Origin of the sequence: Streptomyces sp. bgisy159, assembly GCF_965341775.1 — a bacterium.
Taxonomy (GTDB): domain Bacteria; phylum Actinomycetota; class Actinomycetes; order Streptomycetales; family Streptomycetaceae; genus Streptomyces.
The window spans coordinates 16194-34031 of sequence record NZ_CBDQZH010000064.1 but is presented as its reverse complement, the minus strand read 5'-3'; the positions used below and the strand labels follow the sequence as shown (position 1 = coordinate 34031).

The following is a 17838-nucleotide window of genomic DNA, read 5'->3' as shown; positions in this document are numbered from 1 at the left end:
GATTGGGTGTGTCTCTTCTTGGTGTTCTCGTGAGCGCTCACGAGAACACCGACAGCCCCGATGTGGCAGTGCCAGCGCTCTTCGAAGCAAGTTCCGAGCACGCACGTAAGCTCAGGGGGGTCCTCGTCAGGCGAGAGATGCTTTGCGCTCGCTTTCCGTCAGGGGTGGGCCCTGCAGGTGCGGCCTCTTCGGGCCGAAGAGCATGGGAACGATCATGGCTGGGGAGAAGAGGCGGGTTGGCGGCTTCTCCATGCTCATCACGTCCAGAAGGGCACCGAGGGCGCGGGGGTTTCTGGCGCCTGTTGCAACGCACCGGTCGACGTAGCGGGCGAGGATGCGTTCGATGGCGGTGGGTGGTGTGTCGGTCGCGCCGGGGTAGCGTGCGTCCTGTCCGACGGCGAGGTCCCAGGCCACGGCGGCGGGGCGTGCCACGGCTCGCTGGATGCGGCGTGCGGTGCCGGGTTCGGTGATGTTGGTTTTGTTCAGGGTTTCACGCAGGGCGAGGGCGCCTTGGGCGGCGACGGTCAGTCCGTGGCCGTAGACGGGGTTGTATCCGGCGATGGCGTCGCCGAGCACGGCGAAGCCGTCGGGCCAGCGGGGCATCTTCTCGTAGTAGCGGCGGTGGTTGGCTGTGCTGCGGGTGGTGGCCACCTCGCTGATCGGTTCGGCGTTCTTCAGGAGTTCTCCGATGATCGGGTCGCCGAGGTTGAGCGCGAAGTCGAGGAAGGCGTCTGGGTCTTTGGGGGGTTCGCCGCCGCGGGTTCCGGAGAGGGTGACGATCCATCTGCCGTTTTCGATGGGCAGGATGATGCCGCCTTGGCCGGGCGCTTTTGCGGGGTTGGCCTGGACGTTGATGAGGGGGTAGTTGGTGTCGCCTGTGGTGCCGGGGGCCTTGAAGAGTTGGGTGGCGTAGGCGACGCCGGCGTCGACCTCGCGTTCGGTGACGCGTGGGAGTCCGAGGTCCTCCAGCCACTGGGGGGTGTGGGAGCCGCGGCCGGATGCGTCGATGACCAGGTCTGCTGTGAGGGCGTGTTCTTCGTCGCCGGTGCGTGTGTGGACGCCGGTTACGCGGGTTGCGTCGCCGTCCAGGCGTAGGACGGTGGTGTTCTGGTGGACGGTGATTCGTTTGTCGGCGAGGATTCGGGCGCGCAGTGCGGCGTCGAGGAGGGGGCGGGAGCAGACGAGGTTGCGGTGGGGGGTGCCTGTGAAGCGCCGGAACCAGATTTCGTTGGGGGCGCGGGAGACCATGTCGCCCATGATGTGGGCGAGGCGGGCTCCTTTGGCGACTGTCTCGTCGACGAGGCCGGGAAGCAGTTGATTGAGGGCTGAGACGCCGCCGCTCCACACGAGGTGGGCGTGGCGGGACTGAGGAACTCCGCGGCGGTGTTCGGGGCCTTCGGGCAGGGTGTCGCGGTCGAGGAGGGTGACGTCGCTGACGTCGGTCAGTGCGGCTGCGGCGAGGAGGCCTGCGGCGCTGGCGCCTATGACGACGGTTCGGGGTCGGCGGGTGGGGCTGTCAGGCATGTGTGGTTGCTCTTTCTGTGTGGGTCACCCGCTGGCGGAGGCTGTCGACGAGGCGGGGGCGGTGCATGGCTCGGGAGATGTCGTTGATGTGCTCGGTGATGTCAGGGCTGAGCTGGGCGGGTTGTTGGTTGGTGTCGCGGGGGGTTTCCTGCCGGTAGGACTGGACTGCGGCGCTGATGGTGACCGCGCCGGCCAGGCCGCGGGCTTTGGCGGTGCTGTATCGGTTGGATGCGGTGCTGTGGGCGGCGTGGTAGAGGGTGTAGTCGATGTGGGGGGCGAGGCGCAGGAGGGCGTCGTGGATGTGTGTCTGGCGTTGTACGAGTCGCAGGTCGAGTGGGGCCAGGCGGCCGACGCGGGCTCTGGCCGAGGAGGGTGCGACGTGGCGGACGGTTCTCGCCAGGGGGCGCAGGATCCAGTAGGTGGCCTGTTCTCGGGGCCATTTCTGCAGGAACGGGCCCAGGACGGGGAGGATGAAGCCGATGCCGACCAGGGTCGCGTCGAGGATGGCGAAGGGTGGGGCGACCTTGGTGCTCAGGTCGTCCCAGTTGGTGCCGGTCCAGCGGGCGCTGATGGCCGTGAGTTTGGCGACGTCGAAGACGAGTCCGAAGGCGTAGCCGGCTTGGAGGAAGACGAGGCCGGCTTTGAGCCAGCTGGCCCGGACTTTGGAGATCCATTTCCAGATCATGTAGGCGGCGACGAGGGCGGAGACCATGTGCGCGAACAGGTACAGGAGGATGTGTTCGCGCATCCAGGGTTCGCTGGCGTAGTAGGTGTCCAGGTCGTAGATCCGCTCACTGGGCACGTCGGCCAGGGCGAAGGTGCACCACAGGCCGAGGATGATGCCGGTGTAGATGGTCCAGACGCGGCGAATCCTGCGGCTGCGCCGGGGGGAGGGTTCCTCGCGCCAGGTGATGACCATGGTCAGGCATGAGCCGCAGAAGGCGGTCAGTAGCGAGTACGTCCACGGTGCGGCGATGTTCGGTACGCCTGTGGTGGTGTTGAGTTTGTGGATGCTGGCGGGGGCGACGGATAAGAAGACGGCGGCTGCCAGCAGCAGCAGCAGGGTGGTCGCCCGGACGTCGGGATCGCGCCATGCGCGGACGAAGGTCGGCAGCTTCAGGCTGAGCGCGATCACGAGCAGGACGGTGGGCAGGGCGTAGGGGATGTGGAGGCTGGTGAGATTCATCCGAGTATCTGTCCGCTTCGGTTGCTGAGGGACAAGTCGATGCGGCCCTCCACGGTGCTGGGGGTGACCGGGCCCTTCGCGTAGCGGCCGGTGATCCAGGTGCGTATCTCGCGGCCGAAGAGGAGTCCGAAGGTTTCTGCGTCGGCTTCGTGGTCGTCATGGGAGTCGGCGCGGGCTGCGACGGCCAGGAGGGCGTCCCGTGGGACGTCCTGGGCGCTTAGGATCTGTTTGGCAGCCTTCTGGAGTGCCTCGGCGCTGTTGTCGGAGAGGGCGCGGGCTGCTGTGGGCACGCCGGTGACATGGGGGTTGCAGTCGCCTTGTTCTTCGTGCCACAGCTCGTGTCCGAGGATGACGAGTTGCGATTCGGGTACCGCGCGGTCTTCCACCACGATGAGGGACTGATCGCCGCAGTCCAGGCGCATACCTGAGACGGGGAGGTCGTCGGGGAAGGCTCTGAACGCGAGTTGTACGGGGCGGTTCTGTCGGATGCTCATGGCGCGGCAGAACTCCTGCATGACGGTCTTGGGTTCGGCGGGCCGCTCCAGTGACCGGGATGCCTCCTTGCCCAGGGAGGCGAGTAGCGCTTTCATCGCCTTGGTGCTCATTGGCCGGTCTCCCCTGCTGCGGGATACACCGACTGGATGACTCCGGCGAGGAGCCTTTCCAGGGCTTCCGGTGACATGGTTCCGTGTCGGCGCAGGTCCATGTCGCGGACGCCGTACTTCTCCATCAGCGCCTTGACGGGGTCGTTCTGAGGATTTTCCAGTCGGTGCAGGATGGGCAGTAGGGCGCGGTTGAGTGCCTGGTCGGCTGGTGCGGTGAAGTACGCTTCGCCTCCGTTGACCTGGAAGAAGTCGGCGATGCCGTGCAGGTCTTCGACGTTGGGCATCTTCGTGCCGTCGCAGATGCGGCGGGCCCACATCTCGGATCGGCCCAGGAGTTGGGCGACTTCGGCGGCGAGGGCGGCCATCTTGCGGCCGGTTCGCTGCAGGTTGGCTTCGGCCAGCGTTCGGATGCGGGTTCGGACGCGGTCGTTGACCGTGTCCGTGGGCAGGCTGCCGCCCTGCAGAAGTGTGCGGACAGCGGCTTCCGGCAGTGCTGTGGCGGATGCCAGGTGCGTGACGCTGAGCAGTTTCGAGCGGTCCAGTCCCTGCTCTGCGATGATCACGTCAAGGCGCTGCAGTGTTTCTTGCAGCGGGGTGGATGGCTCCACGTGTGCACTCCGCGGGGATCTGAGGTTCCGTCATTTTGAGGGCGCAGACTGAACTTTACGCACCCGACGCCATCGAATCAACGATCGTTTATTTTCCGAAAACGATCGTTGACATCTGGCGTTTGCACGTAAGAAGATCCCAGAACAGCGGAGGCGACCCGCCCCGCTACGCATGGTGATCGCTTCTGTGTGGCGTCCGCCCCCGCATCCACCTTGAGGAGAATCGCGCATGTACGCGCTCAGTGCACGGCCCTCCGCCGGCGTTTCGCCTCCTGCCGCTTCGCGCGTCGCGCCGGGGTGAGCCCGCACACAGAACTCCCGGCCAGAGGCAGCCGAACTGGCTGGCCGGGACGGCCGAGGACGCTGCACGCGCGCCGGGTGCCCCCGCTCGCCTCGCGTCGGCTCCTCGGTCCGGCCGGGTGCCGCCGGTGGGGGGCGGCACCCGGTTCGGCCGTCCTCTGTTCGCCTCTGGTCCGCCGGCCTGCTACGGAGATAGACACATGCCCCAGCCCTTAGTACTCCTCGGCCTCGGAGGAATAGCCGCCTCCGCTGAGTTCGCCCTGGCCCAGATCGCGGCTGCGCATCCCGTCGTCCTGGCCGACGTCTTTGCACCCGCCTGGGCGCGCCCGCACCTGGCGCGGCACCTCCGTGTCGATCCAGCCGACGAGACAGCAGTGTCCACTGCGGTGAGGGCTCTGCGTGGCGCGCACGATCTGGGCGGCGTTCTGACTTATACGAGCGAACATCTCGTCACCGCCTCACGTGTCGCGCGCCAGCTGGAGCTGCCGGGCCCCGCGACGGAGGCGATGGCGGCCTGTACCGATCGCACAGAGCTGCGCGCGCGCCTGGCGCGGCACCGGGTGCCGCTTCCGTTCTGGGCGGGGGCCCACGACGCCGAGACGGCGGCGGCCCACGCGGACGCCATCGGATACCCCGCCGTCATCCGGGCCCGAACCGGCAGGGTCGCTGTGGGCCAGGCCGGGGACCGCAGTGAAGTGGCAGACGTCTGCGCCCGCGTGGGCAGCCACTCCGGGCCTCGACACCCTGGTCTACTGGTCGAGCGCCACCTCGACGGGCCGCAGATCGCGGCGGAGGCAGTCGTCCTGGGCAGCGGTGACGTCCAGATCGTCGCCATCACCAGAACCTGTCTCGGGCCGCCTCCGGCCAGGCAGGCCGTACGGCACAGCGTGTACGCCCACGACAGCCTGCTGCACAACCGCCTGATCCGGCAGACGGTCGCCCGCGCTGTCGAAGCCCTCGGCATCACACTCGGGGTGCTCCACATCGAGATGACACTGACCTGCCGCGGCCCGCACGTCACCGAGGTCACCGCCCACCTTGCCGATGACCTGATCCCATTGCTCGTGAAACGGGCCACGGGCCTCAACCTGCCCCAGATTGCAGCCGACCTGGCTGTCGGTCGGGTACCGAAGCTCGTCCCGACCCGTCAGCGCGCCGCAGCCGTCCACTTCGCCTATCCCACGGTCAGCGGCCTTCTTCAACACGTGTCTGTGGCCACACCCGACTGTCATCCTCTGGTGGACCGCACTGCTCTCACATGCCAACCCGGCACCCGGGTGGCGGCTGCAGCACAGGCCACCGCAGTGGACCGCCTCGCATACTGGGTGGCGTTGGGGGCCACAGCAGCTGACTGCCACACCCACCTCGATCAGGTGAGCCGGGACCTGGAAGTCGACATCGCCCCTCTGGCCGCCGCGCACGCAGCCTGACCTCGAAGCCGGGCCCTGCCACGAGGTTCCCGCTGTCACGCCGGTCGTGCCCGGACGGCCCCGGGGCGGTGCTCCCCTCGCTGACTGTGCCGCTTCTCACCGACAGGCCGAAGACTCAAGTAGCGCCACACCAGACCAGCCTCGCGAGTGGAACATCTTCACCGATCAAGGGCCGCTTCGGGACGGGTCAGTGGTCGCGAAGCACCGCGAGAACGGGACAGCGGTAATTCGAGCCGATCACAGGGGAAGCGTTATGCCGAGCTCCTGCATGGCCGTGGACGGCGGCCCGCCTTCGGACCGTTCCGTCTTGTATCCCTTCACTCGTGGTTCGAGGGTGCGGGGATCGACGGCTTCGGCCGGAGCGCTCTTGGCATACAAGCCGTCGGGTTTGCTGTCGCGGTCGTGGGGCTGGAGCCAGAAGACGCGACGGCGGAAGGTACCCGAGGCACGGGACGCTTTGGCGTGGGGGTCGAGGGTGGCGTATCCGACAAGGCGGCCGGGGCGGTGGTAAGCGGGCTTGCCCTTCCTGGTGGGCAGCCGGTCCAGGCTCTGACGGACGTAGTCGAGGTGCTCGATGTCCTCCAGCCACACGAGTTCGGCTTCATGGCTGATCTCGTCAGCGCTGATCAGGGAACTCATGCGCCAGTGTCCCTTTCCTCGTCCGTGAGCAGGCCGATGCCCGGGTAGTACTTGCGGCTGTTGGACAGGATCATCTCCTTGGGCGAGGCCAAGCCGACCAGTTCCCGGGTCCGGGAGGCGAACGCCCGTGAGGACATGACCGGTGCGCCTTCATTGTTGCACCAGTCCTTGTAAGCGGCGTAGAGCGCCGCCTGCTCGGCGCGCAGGTCGGGGCCGAGGCTGCAGCGTTCTTGATAAAAGCGGCCGGTGTGGTCCTCGGTCTCGGCGTATTTGGTCGTTGCGATCCGCACGCGGCCCGGGCCGGTGAGATCGCGGTCGCCGGCAAGGTAGCGGCGGGCGCCGTCGATGAGCCAGGCGAGGATGCCAGGGCCTTCCTCGACGACGAGGAGGTCGGCGAGATTGTCGATCTTACGGTCGTCGGGGACAACACGTTCAAAGGGGATCAGGCGCATGCGGCGCCAGAAAGCGAAACCACCGGTGCCGACCTCAGGCTTGTGGTTGCCCAGCAACCAGAGCTTGTGGGTGGGTTCGAAGCTGAAGGGGTCCTGTCGCATACGGCGGGCCTTGATCCGGTCACCGCCGGTCAGCAGCTTGACCCGGGCTTCGTCGAACTTGTCGTCCGGCTTGATCTCCGAACAGACGTAGATCCGCCGACCGTGAAGTTCGGCGAGGTCAGTGGGGTGGCCTTCGAACGGCTTGGCCATCAGGAAACCGGGCGGGGCAGCGTCCGCGTAGTCGCCCAGCAGCTTCATCATGACGTCCAGCAGGACCGACTTGCCGTTCTTGCCCGTGCCCCACAGGAAGGGCAGAATCTGCGCGCCGACGTCGCCCGTGATCGAGTATCCGAGCAGCAAATGCAGGTAACCGATCATTTCCTGCCCTTCAGCGTCGTCGCCGAAGGTGTCGTGGAGGAAGCGCAGCCAGCGCGGAACGGGCATCTGCTGCGGGCCGACGGTGGTGGAGCGTGAGTGGAAATCCTTGTTCGGGTCGGGAGCAGCCAGCGTTCCGGTACGCAGGTCGACGATGCCGTGCGGGGTGCACAAGGCGTAGGGATCGGCGTCCAGGCGGTCAGGTCTGAGCACCATGCCGGGAGCGGATTTGGCCTGCGAGAGCATGGCGTTCATTCCGGCGGTCGACATGGCCCGGGTGCGGTGCTTGTGCAGGGCAGTGGTGGTGAACAGGCCACGTGGGTCGTGGGCGGCGATGTGTTCGGCAAGGTCACCGGCGGCCCACACGACGCTGTCGTCCTCATCGAGCTGCCAGCGGGTGGTGTCCCACCTGTACCAGCCGATCTTGGGTACGTGCCGGTAATCATTGGCGTAGAGCTGGACGAAGAGCTTGGCGTTGCCTCGGTCGGTGAGGGTGTCCGGGAGTAGGCCCTGAGCAGTGGCCTCGCCGACGGGCCGCTCCGCGGTCTGCGCGGGCAGCAAGATTGCCGAGGGTTGGTCGCGGATCTGTGCGGCAACGGCTTCGGGGTCGAACTCGAAGAGCGTGTCTCGGCCCGAGGAGGTCACGGACGCCTCCCTGTGGTGTGCAGCGGACGCTTGAGGCCTGCGGTCAGGCCGCTTCGGATGATGTGCCCGATACGCTGCTCCTGGCCAGGCCGGGCGGCGGCCGCGGTCTTCCACAGGGCCTGCTCTGCTTCCTCCTGAACGAGTCGGCCGGCCGCGATGAGGCCGCCAAGCGTGTAGGCGGCACGGTTGAGGGTGTCGGAGAAGCCTGCTCCTTCGGCGAGTTGGCCGCAGGCCTCCACGGGCGCCAACACGGCGGCGAGCGCGCGCTCGGGTGTGCCTCCGCCTGCGGCAGAGACAGCCTGCCGGGCACGCGGCGGGACTGGGCGGGGCGCGGGAACGTGCGGCGCGGGCAGGTGCCCGGTGCGATCGAGTTCCTGGGCGAGCCACAACGGCAGGGGTGCCGGCTCGCGGGTCTCACCGACAGCCTCGTAGTGGCCGTGGTGGGTGGTGGTGCCGGGGGCGACGATGTAGCTGCCGTGGGCACGGATGTCGACCTGCCAGGCCAGCGCCCGGCTGGGGCTAGAGCCGACGGAGGACAGCCAGCGGCGCGTGTCGGCCCGGTACCAGATGTGGAGTCCGCCGGAAGGGGTGCGGACACGTAGCGTTGTGCTGTCGTCAGCGGGGCTTTGCTGGCCGCGGAGAGCCGCGAGGACCGCGAGCGTGTGAAAGCCGGTAGCCAGGCCCTCGAGGTTCACGTGTTCCCCGATGGGGATACCAGGCAGGATCCGGTCCCGGGCTGGGGGCTGGGCGCTGTGTGCGTCAACGTCGATGACAACCAGGCCGGCCGGCCCACAGGAGACACCGATACCGAAGTCCGGGTTGATGCCCCACCACCGCTTAATGCGGTCCTGGTTGAGGGTGGCCGCATGGAAGCCATGGCACCAGCGGCCAGCGGGCAAGCAGGAGCAGTCGGTGAACGTGTGGGTCCTTCGGCGGCACTCTGAGCAGTTAGCGGCCGGAGTCTTGCGGCCGGGCGCGAGCGGGTGCACGGGCCACCCCCGGCGCGCACACCACTGCGCGGCAGCGAGCGGAAGGTCAGCGACTGAAGCCACGGGTGCTGGCATAGGTGAGTCACTCCCAAGAAGATGCAGCTCAGAGGGCACCCGCACCCCCTCTCAGCGACCGAAGCGACTCAACGACGCACACAGACTAGCGAACCGGGTCGGTGTGACTGTGGAGCACATGCGAAACGGCCAGGATGCGGTGTCCTCAAAGCGCCTGCCACAACGCTCAGCCAGCGACCGGGACAGCCCGGCAGCGACTGAGACAACTTCAGTCGCTGCGCCGCTACGACTAGGAAAAGCGCAGCTCAGAAGGGGGAACAACCCCAATCAGCGACTGAAGCGACTCAAGTCGTCTATCTATATCGCACACGAGCATGCTCTAGAGGAGCTGGATATACCCGACCGTCGGTCGCTTCAGTCGCTCCTGTACTCGTTTCGGCCATTTGACCTGCACGTTTTCCGATTCTGGAGCGAGCGACTGAAGCCTTGGCGAGTAGCTGACTGCTAGTCGCGGGGCACTGAGCGTGCAGTGACCGAAGCAACTGAAGCGCTGGTTGCGTCCTGGGAAGTGGTGTACGGGTTCCCACCTGATCCGGGCGTTTGTCCTGGCGTCGGAGTGAGGGCCCGGATATGAGAACGGCCACCGGCTGATCTTCGAGATGTCGAAGCTCGAAGGAGATCAGCACGATGACCGCACCCGACAGTCTGCCCCTGCACGCCCTCGCCGAGGAGAACCTCGCCGCGGCGAGTCCCGATCTGCTGCGCGCGATGATCAAGACGTTCGCCGACGCCCTCATGTCCGCCGAGGCCGACGCCCTCTGCAACGCAGAGTACGGGCAGGTCAGCGACGAGAGGGTCAAACCATCGCAACGGCTACCGCCCGCGCGAGTGGGACACCCGCGCCGGGACCGTCGAGCTCGCCGTTCCCAAGCTGAGGCAGGGCAGCTACTTCCCACACTGACTCCTCGAACGCCGCCGCCGGGCCGAGTGGGCCCTGATCTCGGTGGTCGCCACCCTTACCACGAGATCCTCGGTCTGGACGTCGCCACCGCCGAGGACGACGCCGACTGGCTCGCCTTCCTACGTTCGCTGATCGCCCGCGGTCCGTCCGGCGTCCAGTTCGTCATCTCCGACGCCTACGCTGGCCTGGTGGACGCGATCGGCGCAGTGGCCGCCTGGTGCGTTGTGGCAGCGCTGTCGCACCCACTGAAGAGGGCGTCGGGCTGGTGATCAGCGGCTCCGTCCGGTCGCGCTTGCCGATGGGCGTCCGTCCCTCGCGTCGGCGGGCGCTCGGCGGTTTGTGAGGAGTGGGGCGCGGGGACGGTGAACGTCAGCGCTCGCGACGCAGGGAGACGCGCAGGGTCCCATTGTCGTCCCGGCTCAGGAAGAGTCCCGCGCCCTTTACGCTGGTTACGAGTGGCACGATGGTGCCGCGGCCAAGGACCTTCGCAGTATCCGGGCCCTTGTTGAGATCTATCTGCACGGCGGCGGGTTTAGTGCCTTCGGCTGTCGAGTGCTGCTGGACCGCCCCGTACGCGGTTCCATCGTCGCGGATCGAGACGATCATGATGGCTTTCCGGTCGCCGCTCTTGGCCAGACAGATGCCCTTCTTGCGCTGCAGGTCGAAGACGACGGGCCCGGCGGCGAGATACCGGCCATTGGGTGATGCGACCACGCCGTACTCACGATTCGATCCGTAGTTGCCCGCGTTGATATTGTTGTTCAGGTCGTAGCCGCAGGTCATGGATGCCTGAAGACGTCCTGTCCCCAGATCGTGCACGGACCACATCGGATTGGCGGCAGTGCTGTCCTCCTTGTCCCGGGTCTGCCAGCCGGCGAGCACGTGGCCGTCGATGACGCCATAGGCCAGCCCGTTGAAGGGAGCGAGGTCACCGGTCCGCTCGGTCCCGCTCGGGCGTACGGAGTCACTGAACCAGTGGCCCACCAGGCCAAACCCTCCGTTGTCCACACCAACCAACGGGCCTTCCGGGGTGGCTGCGATGACACGGCCCCCCGCGCAGTCAGCCTGGGCGCACGGGGACAGCAGATCATGGGGATGGTCGTAGGCGGTGCTCTGGCCCGTCACCACATTCACCACAAACGAACGTGCCGGGTATAGGCCCGAGTCGACTATATTACCCAGGCCGACCAGCACCTGGCCACCGTATGCGGAGACCCGAACCATGGGCTTTCCCTCTACCGGCAGGTCGATCTGCCGTAGCGGCTTCACTGACGTGCCCTGTCCGTCAGCCGCGTAGACCGCCAGACTGACGACCGCGGTGCCGTCGTGCAGTGCGTCCTTCCCCCGCACGCCTTGGGCGTAGGTGACGATGTACTCGCGGCCCTCCTGATCAACAACCGTCACACCTGGCGTCTGCAACGACTCGGCATCACTGGGCGTGGGTATGTCCCATGGCGCTGAAGACCACTTGATCCGCCCCGTGTCAGCGGCCCGCACAAGGGTGGTGTAGCCGTGGGCAGCCCCCTGAATGCTGGCAACCTCACCGGCGCCCGGCACCGCCACCACGGGTACGTTGGCCGCCCGCTTCGGAACGCCGCCGATTGCCGTGTCCCATCCCTCGCCCGCATCATAGGCAGCAGGCACGCTCAGTTTGGAGAGTGGCTTCGCCTGGTTAAAGGGATTCCGAGGGCTGCCGTTGCTGTCCTTCTGGCCGCCGTTTGCCTGGTCGCTGCAGCCCGTCAGCGATACCGCCGCCAGTACCAACGCTCCCGCCACTGCCCGAACGCGCATGCCGTGTACGTCCCCTTTTCCCCCGTGACGGATCCGTCGGACCGTCGGTGACCATCTGATCGCCGACGGTATCAAGAGACCGGACGGCTCCCAACGCAGGCGCTAACGTCGAAGGCCAGCTCATCGCGGCGGCTAACCTCGCGTTTTCGCGAAGCGGCGTCCAGCAGGTGACCAAGTAAGCACCAAGGTCCACATCGTCCGCGGCGGCTGACGTCCGTTCCGAGTCCTGCATGATCCACCATGTAGAGTGGCATCACCGACGCGGGGTGGAGCAGCTCGGTAGCTCGCTGGGCTCATAACCCAGAGGTCGCAGGTTCAAATCCTGTCCCCGCTACCAGAGGAAGGGGCCCCCAAGGCGCGGGCCCCTTCTGTGTTGGCCTAGCTGTTGGTCGAGGGCGGTTCCGGTTTTGGCGGGCTCAGTCGCCGAGGGGTTCTCGGCTGTCTGGGCCGCTGAAGATGAGTTGGGTGACGACGGGGCCGTAGTCGGCTTTGGCCGTGATGCGGTACAGGCCCGGTTCGGGCACGTCTACCTCGGCGCCGAGTTTGTCGTCGTCGACGGCCTCGAAACGGACGATCGTCTCCCCGTCTCCGTCCACGGCGGTGATCGTGCAGTCGACCTGCGCGGGGTCGTCGGTTCCGCCGATGAAGCAGTCCCATACCGCGCCAGGGGTGACGTAGTCAGGCACGGTCAGGCCGATCCCGTCTTCGGCTTGGTCGGGGCCGAGGTGATCGTCCTCGAGGAGGAAGTGGGCGACGGTGCGGCGGGCGTCACGGCCGTTGGCGATGGCCCCGTGCTGGGCGAAGACGGGCAGGGTGCGGCGGGTGGGGGAGGCGGATTCGGTGCGGAAGCAGTATTCGGACGCGTAGACGACCCCGTTGATGAGTTTCATCGGCTGGACGGTGTTCTGACGGATGCCGACGACGGGGCGGTGGCGGGGCAGGGGCTCGTTGGAGAGAGTGGTGAAGAAGTCATGGGCTGCTTTGGACAGGTCTTTGTCTCCCCCCGATGTCGGCGACGTCTGACGGTGTGAGGTGGCGGACCTGGAGGCCGTCCTCAAGGCAGAGGAAGCGGGGCAGGAGTTCGTGGACGGCGGGCATCATGGCGGCCGCAGCGGCGAGACGGCTGTGGGGCAGCGGCAGGGGTCCGCCCTGGACGGTGTTGAGGATGTTCGCGGCGACCACCGAGCCTTGGAAGGGAGTGCCGAGCGTCATGACGCCGCGGGTGTCGGCGGGCAGGTCGCTGTCGTCGCCGAGTGTGAGGGCGGCGTAGGTGACGAGGCCGCCCATGGGGTGAGCGAGGAAGACCAGTTGGGCCGGGCGTTCGTCGACGGCTTGCTGCCGGGCGCCGGCGTATGCGGGGTGTTCGAGCCAGCGCTGCAGGTGCTCGCGGGCCTTTTGGGCGAGCCTGCGGCCGCTGACGGCCACGGGCAGGCGCCAGTCGTAGGCGAAGGTCATGACGGCGTCGGGGTGGGCCACGGTTTCCTCGACGGTGCGGATGAGATCGTGGTAGGGCTCGATGCCGCGCAGAAACGGGCTCCAGGGCCGGGCAGTGTCCCGGAACGCGCGGGTGTCCGCTCGGGGCGTGCATCCGCTGGCGGTGCATGCTTCCTGAACAAGGACAGACCACAGCGCTTTGGCAGGAACAGCGTTCGACGCCGTCGGAGAGAGGCTGACCAGGGGCCTGGCTGATTTCGTCCGTGCGTGACGACGGGAAGCTCATGTACGTGAGGTCAATGAGCACCGATCCCAGCATCGGTGCTCATTGACCTCACGTACATGAGTTCCGGTTCTTGAAGCCGTTCAGGTTGCGCGACGCAGAGGGACGACGACGTCCTCGCCGGTGCTCTTCTCGCTGAGCCGGTAGTAGCTGATGTGTGCCAGCCGCTCGGTTTCCTCGAGCCATCCGGCTTCCACGACCTGGCGTCGGGTGCGGGAGAACACGGTCGGGGACATACCGACGAGCTTGGCGAGGTTGGCGCCGGTTTCGACGACTGCGCCGGCGCGGTCGGTGGGGTGCATCGCGTAGAGCATGACCACCAGCCGCTGGTTGGCGGTCATGCCAGCAGTGCGGTGGAGGACGTCCAGGAGCTTTCGCTTGTCGTCGTTGTTCACTGGGCCTCCCACCACGAAGGGGACGTGTTGTCGAAGCCGGGGATGTCCGGCGGGTTGCACGACTTGATCGCTTCCCGTTGCTCGATCCCGGTCCCGTGAAAGGCGATGTACGGGCTGATCCGGTAGAGCCTGTAGTTGCCGATCCGGCCGCGCTCGATCAGGATGCGCCGCTTGAGCAGTTTCCGGTTGATCTTGCCGACGGCATCGGCGGTCATCCCGACCTTCTTGGCGATGTCCGCGCCGGTCGCCCTCAACGGTGCCATGCCCTGGGGAGAGACTCCGATCCACCACAGCACCAGGTACTTCTGGCTCGGGGTGAATTCCTTGCTCTCGGTGATTGCTGCGACTCTCGCCTTGTCGACCTGGATGTGCTCGCCGGAGAAGGCATAGGGCGCGTAGGGGATGGCCTCGCCCGTGTCCGCATCGACGAGTCTGCGTACTGCTCCCAACGGGCCCTCCATGGCTGGGCATTGCCTCGACGTACATGAGCCTCGGCTCTCAGGCCGACTAGATGAACTTAACGTACATGAGCACACAGTTCATGAACTCTGCTTCCAGGGCGTGTCGCTCAACCTGATGCCGATTCACCCCTCCGGTCTTCCTGCCCGGACGCGGCGCATGCTGATGAACCTGACGTCAATCTGGTCAGGTTCTGGAACCGTGCTCACGGTCCTCACAGCATGGGCACCAGGGTCCCAGGAGCGGTCTGCCCTGTTCTCAGGAACCAGGTGCACGATGTAGCGAACTGGGTGCCAGATCGTCAGGTCTGGGTGGAAGAGGACCTTTTTGCAGGTCAAGGCGCTTTCCGTGCCCGTGCCCTCTTTAGCAGTGGGACAGGCTGTCACCTGCGGCGTTCCCCCGTACACACCGCGCCTTGCAAAGCAGTCGCGCATGGCATCCCTTAGTGCCTCCCTGCGAGGCGTCCACATCCGTACCCCCTCCCACAGTTCGGCAAAAATGCTTCGCTTCCCTCCCCCGTCCTCAGCCCACGAAAGCACGCCACGATGCGGCTGGAGCCGACGAAGTACCCGCCACGTGTGCCTCCATCAGGCCCCACCGGCCCCAGCCACGCTGTCCCACAACACCGCCCAGCGAGCCGCAGCCGCCGGATCACCTGCAGGCCCCGTCGGTGCATCGGAGGCCCTCAGGGGCCGAGGATGGACCGACCCGTAGGCGCGGAGAGCCGCCCCCCGTCTGCTGCGCTGCATCGGCGGAGCACGGGATGACTGGAAATGACGGCTCCTTGCCCCGCTCTGTCCCCGTCCTCGCACGCGACGGCGAGAACAGTGGGCAGGAAGAGGGGACACCGTGCCATGGGGCTCAGGATTCATCTCACGGACGACGACATGTAGCGGGTGACCCTGGCTCAGCGTCCCGCTCCGCTCTGGGAAACGGAGCCTGCGCGCGCCGTCGCTACCCGGCCGGGACGGCCCGCCGACTGGCTGGCAGCGCTGACCGAGCGAGCCTGCGCCCACCCCCATCCACCGGCAATACCCGCAGCTTCCCCGATCACAAAACGGTTCAGCACGACTTGCGCCGAGACCGTCCGCGCACGGCGACCGCCTCGCACAGGCCAGCCTTCGGACCAGGAAGAAGCGGCGGATCATGTTGCGTTTTTGGGACGGGCAAGCGAGGACGTCTCCGCTCAGCGCCCGTGACAGCGCGTTCTGGGCCAGGACCTCGCCGCAGTCGGTCGCCACCATCGCCGGGGTGTCGTGCAGTCCGACGCGGTGCCCCACCTGCAGGCGACGCCCGTCGCGTACGACGTGCTCTACAACGTCTTCGGCACCGTGGACTTCACCGACCCGCGCGAGCTGGTGCCGGCGGCCGCGCGCACGCCGGGCGGGCGGCTGGTGTTCGTGACCCTCACCCACTACCTGAGCGGGGCACCTGCCCAGCTCGACGCGATGGCTGCCGACAACCCGGCGAAGACACCGGACGGCGGCTCCGCCACTAATGGTGGAGCCGGGTATTGGGCTTGCCTGAATGCCTCGGCTGGGCTGCGGGGTTACTGAGGGAGCTGTAGCTCCTGTGGCGTCTGGTCTGCGGCTGGGTGGAGCCCGGAGCAGAGGAGGTTGAATGCCTGGGCTGCTGCTGTGGCGACGCTGTCGCGGGTGTCCGTGGGTGGTTCGCCGGACAGGATTCGTCGTTGCAGTTCGCGCAGGGCGGCCCGGTGTATGCCAACGATGGCGCCTGCGAGGAGTGTGAGCGCCGGGTGATTGGCGTGGTTCGGTCCGGTGGCGGTGTTCGGCGGGTGTTCGGTCAGGGCGGTCGCCAGCGCGGCCTCGGCGTGTTCGCTGATCTCGCGTTCGCGTGCGCGCAGTGTGACGCTGCCGTCGATGACCTGCCAGAACCGGGGCGCGTCCGGGTGGAGCCCGAGCGTGGGGTCGTCGTGCCGCAGGGCGGTCAGCAGGTCGTCTCGAATGGTCTCCACCGGGCAGGTACTGGGTGCACGGTCGCGTACCAGTGCGGCGAGATGGCCCTCTACCTCTGCCTGGCGATCCAAGAAGAGGTCTTCCTTGGTGGGGAAGTAGTTGAACACAGTGTTGGTGGAGACGCCTGCATGCCGCGCCACCTCGGCGACCGTGACCTGGTCGAAGCCGCGCTCCAGGAACAGGGGCAGGGCCGCGTCGGCGATCGCCGTGCGGGTCTGCTGCTTCTTGATCTCTCTAAGGCCCATGCCCAGATGATAGTGTCACCACAAATTTGGAGTGACACCAAGATTTTCTGGGGTGGGGTAAGCATGACCTTGCACTTCGGCATCTATCCCGGTGGGATCCTGGGCGACGACCAGGGCATCGTTCGCCCGGTTCGCCCGGACCTGCCGGACCGCATCACCGAGGCGCTTGACGCGCTCCAAGGTGACACGACCACGCTCTCGGTGCGCGCCTACCGCTCGTTCGCCGCCACCGTGACGCCGCTGGAACCGCCCACGCCCGCCGATCCCGAGACGTATCTCCAGCGGGGCCGCAAGCTGGACCTCGTGCTGCAGTTCCGTGAGCCGTCCGGCAAGTTGGAGGGGTGGCTGGAGTTCGTCCGCGAAGCCGTCCGCACCGGTGGGCCGCACCTGGCATCCGTCCAGATCTGCGAAGAGCCCAATGCCGACCTGCCCGTGGTCGACGGCAGCAGCCCCAACGTTCTGAACGCGCTCGTTGAGGGAGTTGTCGCGGCAAAGCAAGAGGCCCGGGCCCTGGGGCACAGCCTTTCGGTCGGCTTCAACGCCGTGCCGACCTTCAATCCGGCGGACACCTTCTGGTCCGAGCTCGGCGCCCTGGCCGACGCCCGCTTCCGGCGGAACCTGGACTACGTCGGTCTGGACTTCTTCCCGGACGTGTTCCGTCCCATCGACGCCGAGCAGTTGGCGGAAGCGGTCACCGCGGTCCTCACCGCGTTCCGGCGCACCGACCTGCCAAAGGCCGGCATCCCCGAGAGCGTCGCGATCCGTATCTGCGAGAACGGCTGGCCCACCGGCCCCGGCCGCAGCGAGCGGCGACAGGCCGCGGTCCTCGAAACCGTCGTGCGGACCGTGGACGCCCTCGCCGCCGGTCTGAACGTCGACGGATACTCGTTCTTCGCCCTGCGAGACGCCGACAGTACTGCCGAGGGGATCTTCCACCGCTTCGGTCTTCTGCGCGACGACTACACCCCCAAGCCGGCCTTCGAAACATACCGGCGCCTCATCGACGAACTGGGCAATCCAATCCACCGGTGATGCCAGCCCGGTGGCGCCACGCGAACGGAACTGCCGTTTCTCGTGCCGCACCGATCGCCGGAGGCCACGTACGCTCTTGCCCTGCTGGTGCGACCGGGCGGGTGTTTGGTGACCGGGATCAAGACCTGAGGAGACCGCCCGCTCCCCTGCTCTGCGCGCGCCGAAGCGGGTAGCTCGGCAGCGGCCATCCGCCGCATCCCTCGGAGGCCGCTGACAGTCCTCCGCCTGCTGGCAGCGTCCTGGAGAACCGCGCGGACGCGAAGGCCGCGCCCCCGGCCGCCCTCAAGGCGTCCCGTGGCGACGGCGACACGGTTCCGGATCGGAGCCTGGCCCGCTGCGGCCCCCACCGGCACCGCTCCGGTCAGCTCCCCGGCGGGTCCGTGCGCCTGCTCGCCGCCCTCTTCCTTCGACGGGGACTGGGACACCCCCACCCCGGTAACAAGTGTTACCAT

At 67.1% G+C, this 17838-nt stretch carries 17 protein-coding genes, 1 tRNA gene and 1 pseudogene; 5 read left to right on the top strand and 14 right to left on the bottom strand.

What is annotated here, in order from left to right; genetic code table 11:
- Positions 1 to 126 precede the first annotated feature (126 nt).
- Genes ACSLTV_RS33945 through ACSLTV_RS33930 form a run of 4 tightly spaced genes read right to left on the bottom strand, consistent with a single transcriptional unit; the run spans position 127 to position 3923 of the window.
- Positions 127 to 1524, bottom strand: a complete 1398-nt coding sequence (locus tag ACSLTV_RS33945) for an NAD(P)/FAD-dependent oxidoreductase (protein WP_435613530.1) — start codon at positions 1522 to 1524, stop codon at positions 127 to 129.
- Entirely contained in the window at positions 1517 to 2710 is a 1194-nt protein-coding gene (locus tag ACSLTV_RS33940) for an MAB_1171c family putative transporter (protein ID WP_435613529.1), read from the bottom strand. The genes ACSLTV_RS33945 and ACSLTV_RS33940 overlap by 8 nt, the downstream gene beginning before the upstream one ends.
- Positions 2707 to 3315 carry a toxin gene (locus ACSLTV_RS33935; RefSeq protein WP_432158363.1) on the bottom strand — a complete coding sequence of 203 codons (609 nt, stop codon included), beginning with the start codon at positions 3313 to 3315 and terminating at the stop codon, positions 2707 to 2709. The genes ACSLTV_RS33940 and ACSLTV_RS33935 overlap by 4 nt, the downstream gene beginning before the upstream one ends.
- Positions 3312 to 3923 (bottom strand): hypothetical protein, encoded by a 612-nt coding sequence (locus ACSLTV_RS33930; protein ID WP_432158362.1) that lies wholly within the window; start codon positions 3921 to 3923, stop codon positions 3312 to 3314. The genes ACSLTV_RS33935 and ACSLTV_RS33930 overlap by 4 nt, the downstream gene beginning before the upstream one ends.
- A 500-nt stretch (positions 3924 to 4423) precedes the next feature.
- Here ACSLTV_RS33930 and ACSLTV_RS33925 point away from each other — a divergent pair, with 500 nt between their 5' ends.
- A complete protein-coding gene (locus ACSLTV_RS33925) occupies positions 4424 to 5653 on the top strand; it encodes an ATP-grasp domain-containing protein (RefSeq protein WP_435613528.1) in 1230 nt (409 codons plus the stop codon).
- Between the two features lie 237 nt (positions 5654 to 5890).
- Here ACSLTV_RS33925 and ACSLTV_RS33920 read toward each other — a convergent pair whose 3' ends face one another.
- Genes ACSLTV_RS33920 through ACSLTV_RS33910 form a run of 3 tightly spaced genes read right to left on the bottom strand, consistent with a single transcriptional unit; the run spans position 5891 to position 8795 of the window.
- Positions 5891 to 6292 carry a DUF6009 family protein gene (locus ACSLTV_RS33920; protein WP_432158360.1) on the bottom strand — a complete coding sequence of 134 codons (402 nt, stop codon included), beginning with the start codon at positions 6290 to 6292 and terminating at the stop codon, positions 5891 to 5893.
- Positions 6289 to 7806 carry a DNA primase family protein gene (locus ACSLTV_RS33915; protein WP_432158359.1) on the bottom strand — a complete coding sequence of 506 codons (1518 nt, stop codon included), beginning with the start codon at positions 7804 to 7806 and terminating at the stop codon, positions 6289 to 6291. The genes ACSLTV_RS33920 and ACSLTV_RS33915 overlap by 4 nt, the downstream gene beginning before the upstream one ends.
- Entirely contained in the window at positions 7803 to 8795 is a 993-nt protein-coding gene (locus tag ACSLTV_RS33910; RefSeq protein ID WP_432158358.1) for a bifunctional DNA primase/polymerase, read from the bottom strand. Before ACSLTV_RS33910 ends, ACSLTV_RS33915 begins: the two co-directional genes overlap by 4 nt.
- Before the next feature lie 702 nt (positions 8796 to 9497).
- Between ACSLTV_RS33910 and ACSLTV_RS33905 the strand changes: the two are divergent.
- A pseudogene (locus tag ACSLTV_RS33905) lies at positions 9498 to 10017 on the top strand (transposase); the annotation flags it as partial.
- A gap of 123 nt (positions 10018 to 10140) precedes the next feature.
- Here ACSLTV_RS33905 and ACSLTV_RS33900 read toward each other — a convergent pair.
- Positions 10141 to 11562, bottom strand: coding sequence for a hypothetical protein (locus tag ACSLTV_RS33900; protein WP_432158357.1), 1422 nt, complete (start codon positions 11560 to 11562; stop codon positions 10141 to 10143).
- A 260-nt stretch (positions 11563 to 11822) separates the two neighbouring features.
- On the opposite strand from ACSLTV_RS33900, the gene ACSLTV_RS33895 reads away from it, so the two are divergent.
- A tRNA-Met gene (locus ACSLTV_RS33895) sits at positions 11823 to 11899 on the top strand.
- Positions 11900 to 11978: 79 nt separating this feature from the next.
- Here the strand turns inward: ACSLTV_RS33895 and ACSLTV_RS33890 are convergent.
- The 5 genes from ACSLTV_RS33890 to ACSLTV_RS33870 form a co-directional block, all read right to left on the bottom strand.
- Positions 11979 to 12452: a hypothetical protein gene (locus ACSLTV_RS33890; RefSeq protein ID WP_432158356.1), complete on the bottom strand. Its 474-nt coding sequence runs from the start codon at positions 12450 to 12452 to the stop codon at positions 11979 to 11981.
- A 79-nt stretch (positions 12453 to 12531) separates the two neighbouring features.
- Positions 12532 to 13038, bottom strand: a complete 507-nt coding sequence (locus tag ACSLTV_RS33885; protein ID WP_432158355.1) for a lipase/acyltransferase domain-containing protein — start codon at positions 13036 to 13038, stop codon at positions 12532 to 12534.
- Between the two features lie 324 nt (positions 13039 to 13362).
- Positions 13363 to 13674 carry a replication initiation protein, RepL2 gene (locus ACSLTV_RS33880; RefSeq protein ID WP_432158354.1) on the bottom strand — a complete coding sequence of 104 codons (312 nt, stop codon included), beginning with the start codon at positions 13672 to 13674 and terminating at the stop codon, positions 13363 to 13365.
- On the bottom strand, positions 13671 to 14123 hold the full coding sequence (locus tag ACSLTV_RS33875) for a MarR family transcriptional regulator (RefSeq protein WP_356687813.1): 453 nt from the start codon (positions 14121 to 14123) through the stop codon (positions 13671 to 13673). Before ACSLTV_RS33875 ends, ACSLTV_RS33880 begins: the two co-directional genes overlap by 4 nt.
- A 597-nt stretch (positions 14124 to 14720) precedes the next feature.
- Complete coding sequence (locus tag ACSLTV_RS33870) at positions 14721 to 15377, bottom strand: hypothetical protein (protein WP_435613527.1); 657 nt, start codon at positions 15375 to 15377, stop codon at positions 14721 to 14723.
- Between the two features lie 12 nt (positions 15378 to 15389).
- Between ACSLTV_RS33870 and ACSLTV_RS33865 the strand changes: the two genes are divergently transcribed.
- Positions 15390 to 15689 (top strand): hypothetical protein, encoded by a 300-nt coding sequence (locus ACSLTV_RS33865; protein WP_435613526.1) that lies wholly within the window; start codon positions 15390 to 15392, stop codon positions 15687 to 15689.
- Here ACSLTV_RS33865 and ACSLTV_RS33860 read toward each other — a convergent pair.
- Positions 15683 to 16354: a TetR/AcrR family transcriptional regulator gene (locus ACSLTV_RS33860; protein ID WP_435613525.1), complete on the bottom strand. Its 672-nt coding sequence runs from the start codon at positions 16352 to 16354 to the stop codon at positions 15683 to 15685. The genes ACSLTV_RS33865 and ACSLTV_RS33860 overlap by 7 nt on opposite strands.
- 6 nt (positions 16355 to 16360) lie before the next feature.
- On the opposite strand from ACSLTV_RS33860, the gene ACSLTV_RS33855 reads away from it, so the two are divergent.
- The gene (locus tag ACSLTV_RS33855; RefSeq protein WP_435613524.1) at positions 16361 to 17386 is read left to right on the top strand and encodes a hypothetical protein; all 1026 of its coding nucleotides are present in this window, start codon (positions 16361 to 16363) and stop codon (positions 17384 to 17386) included.
- Positions 17387 to 17838 lie beyond the last annotated feature (452 nt).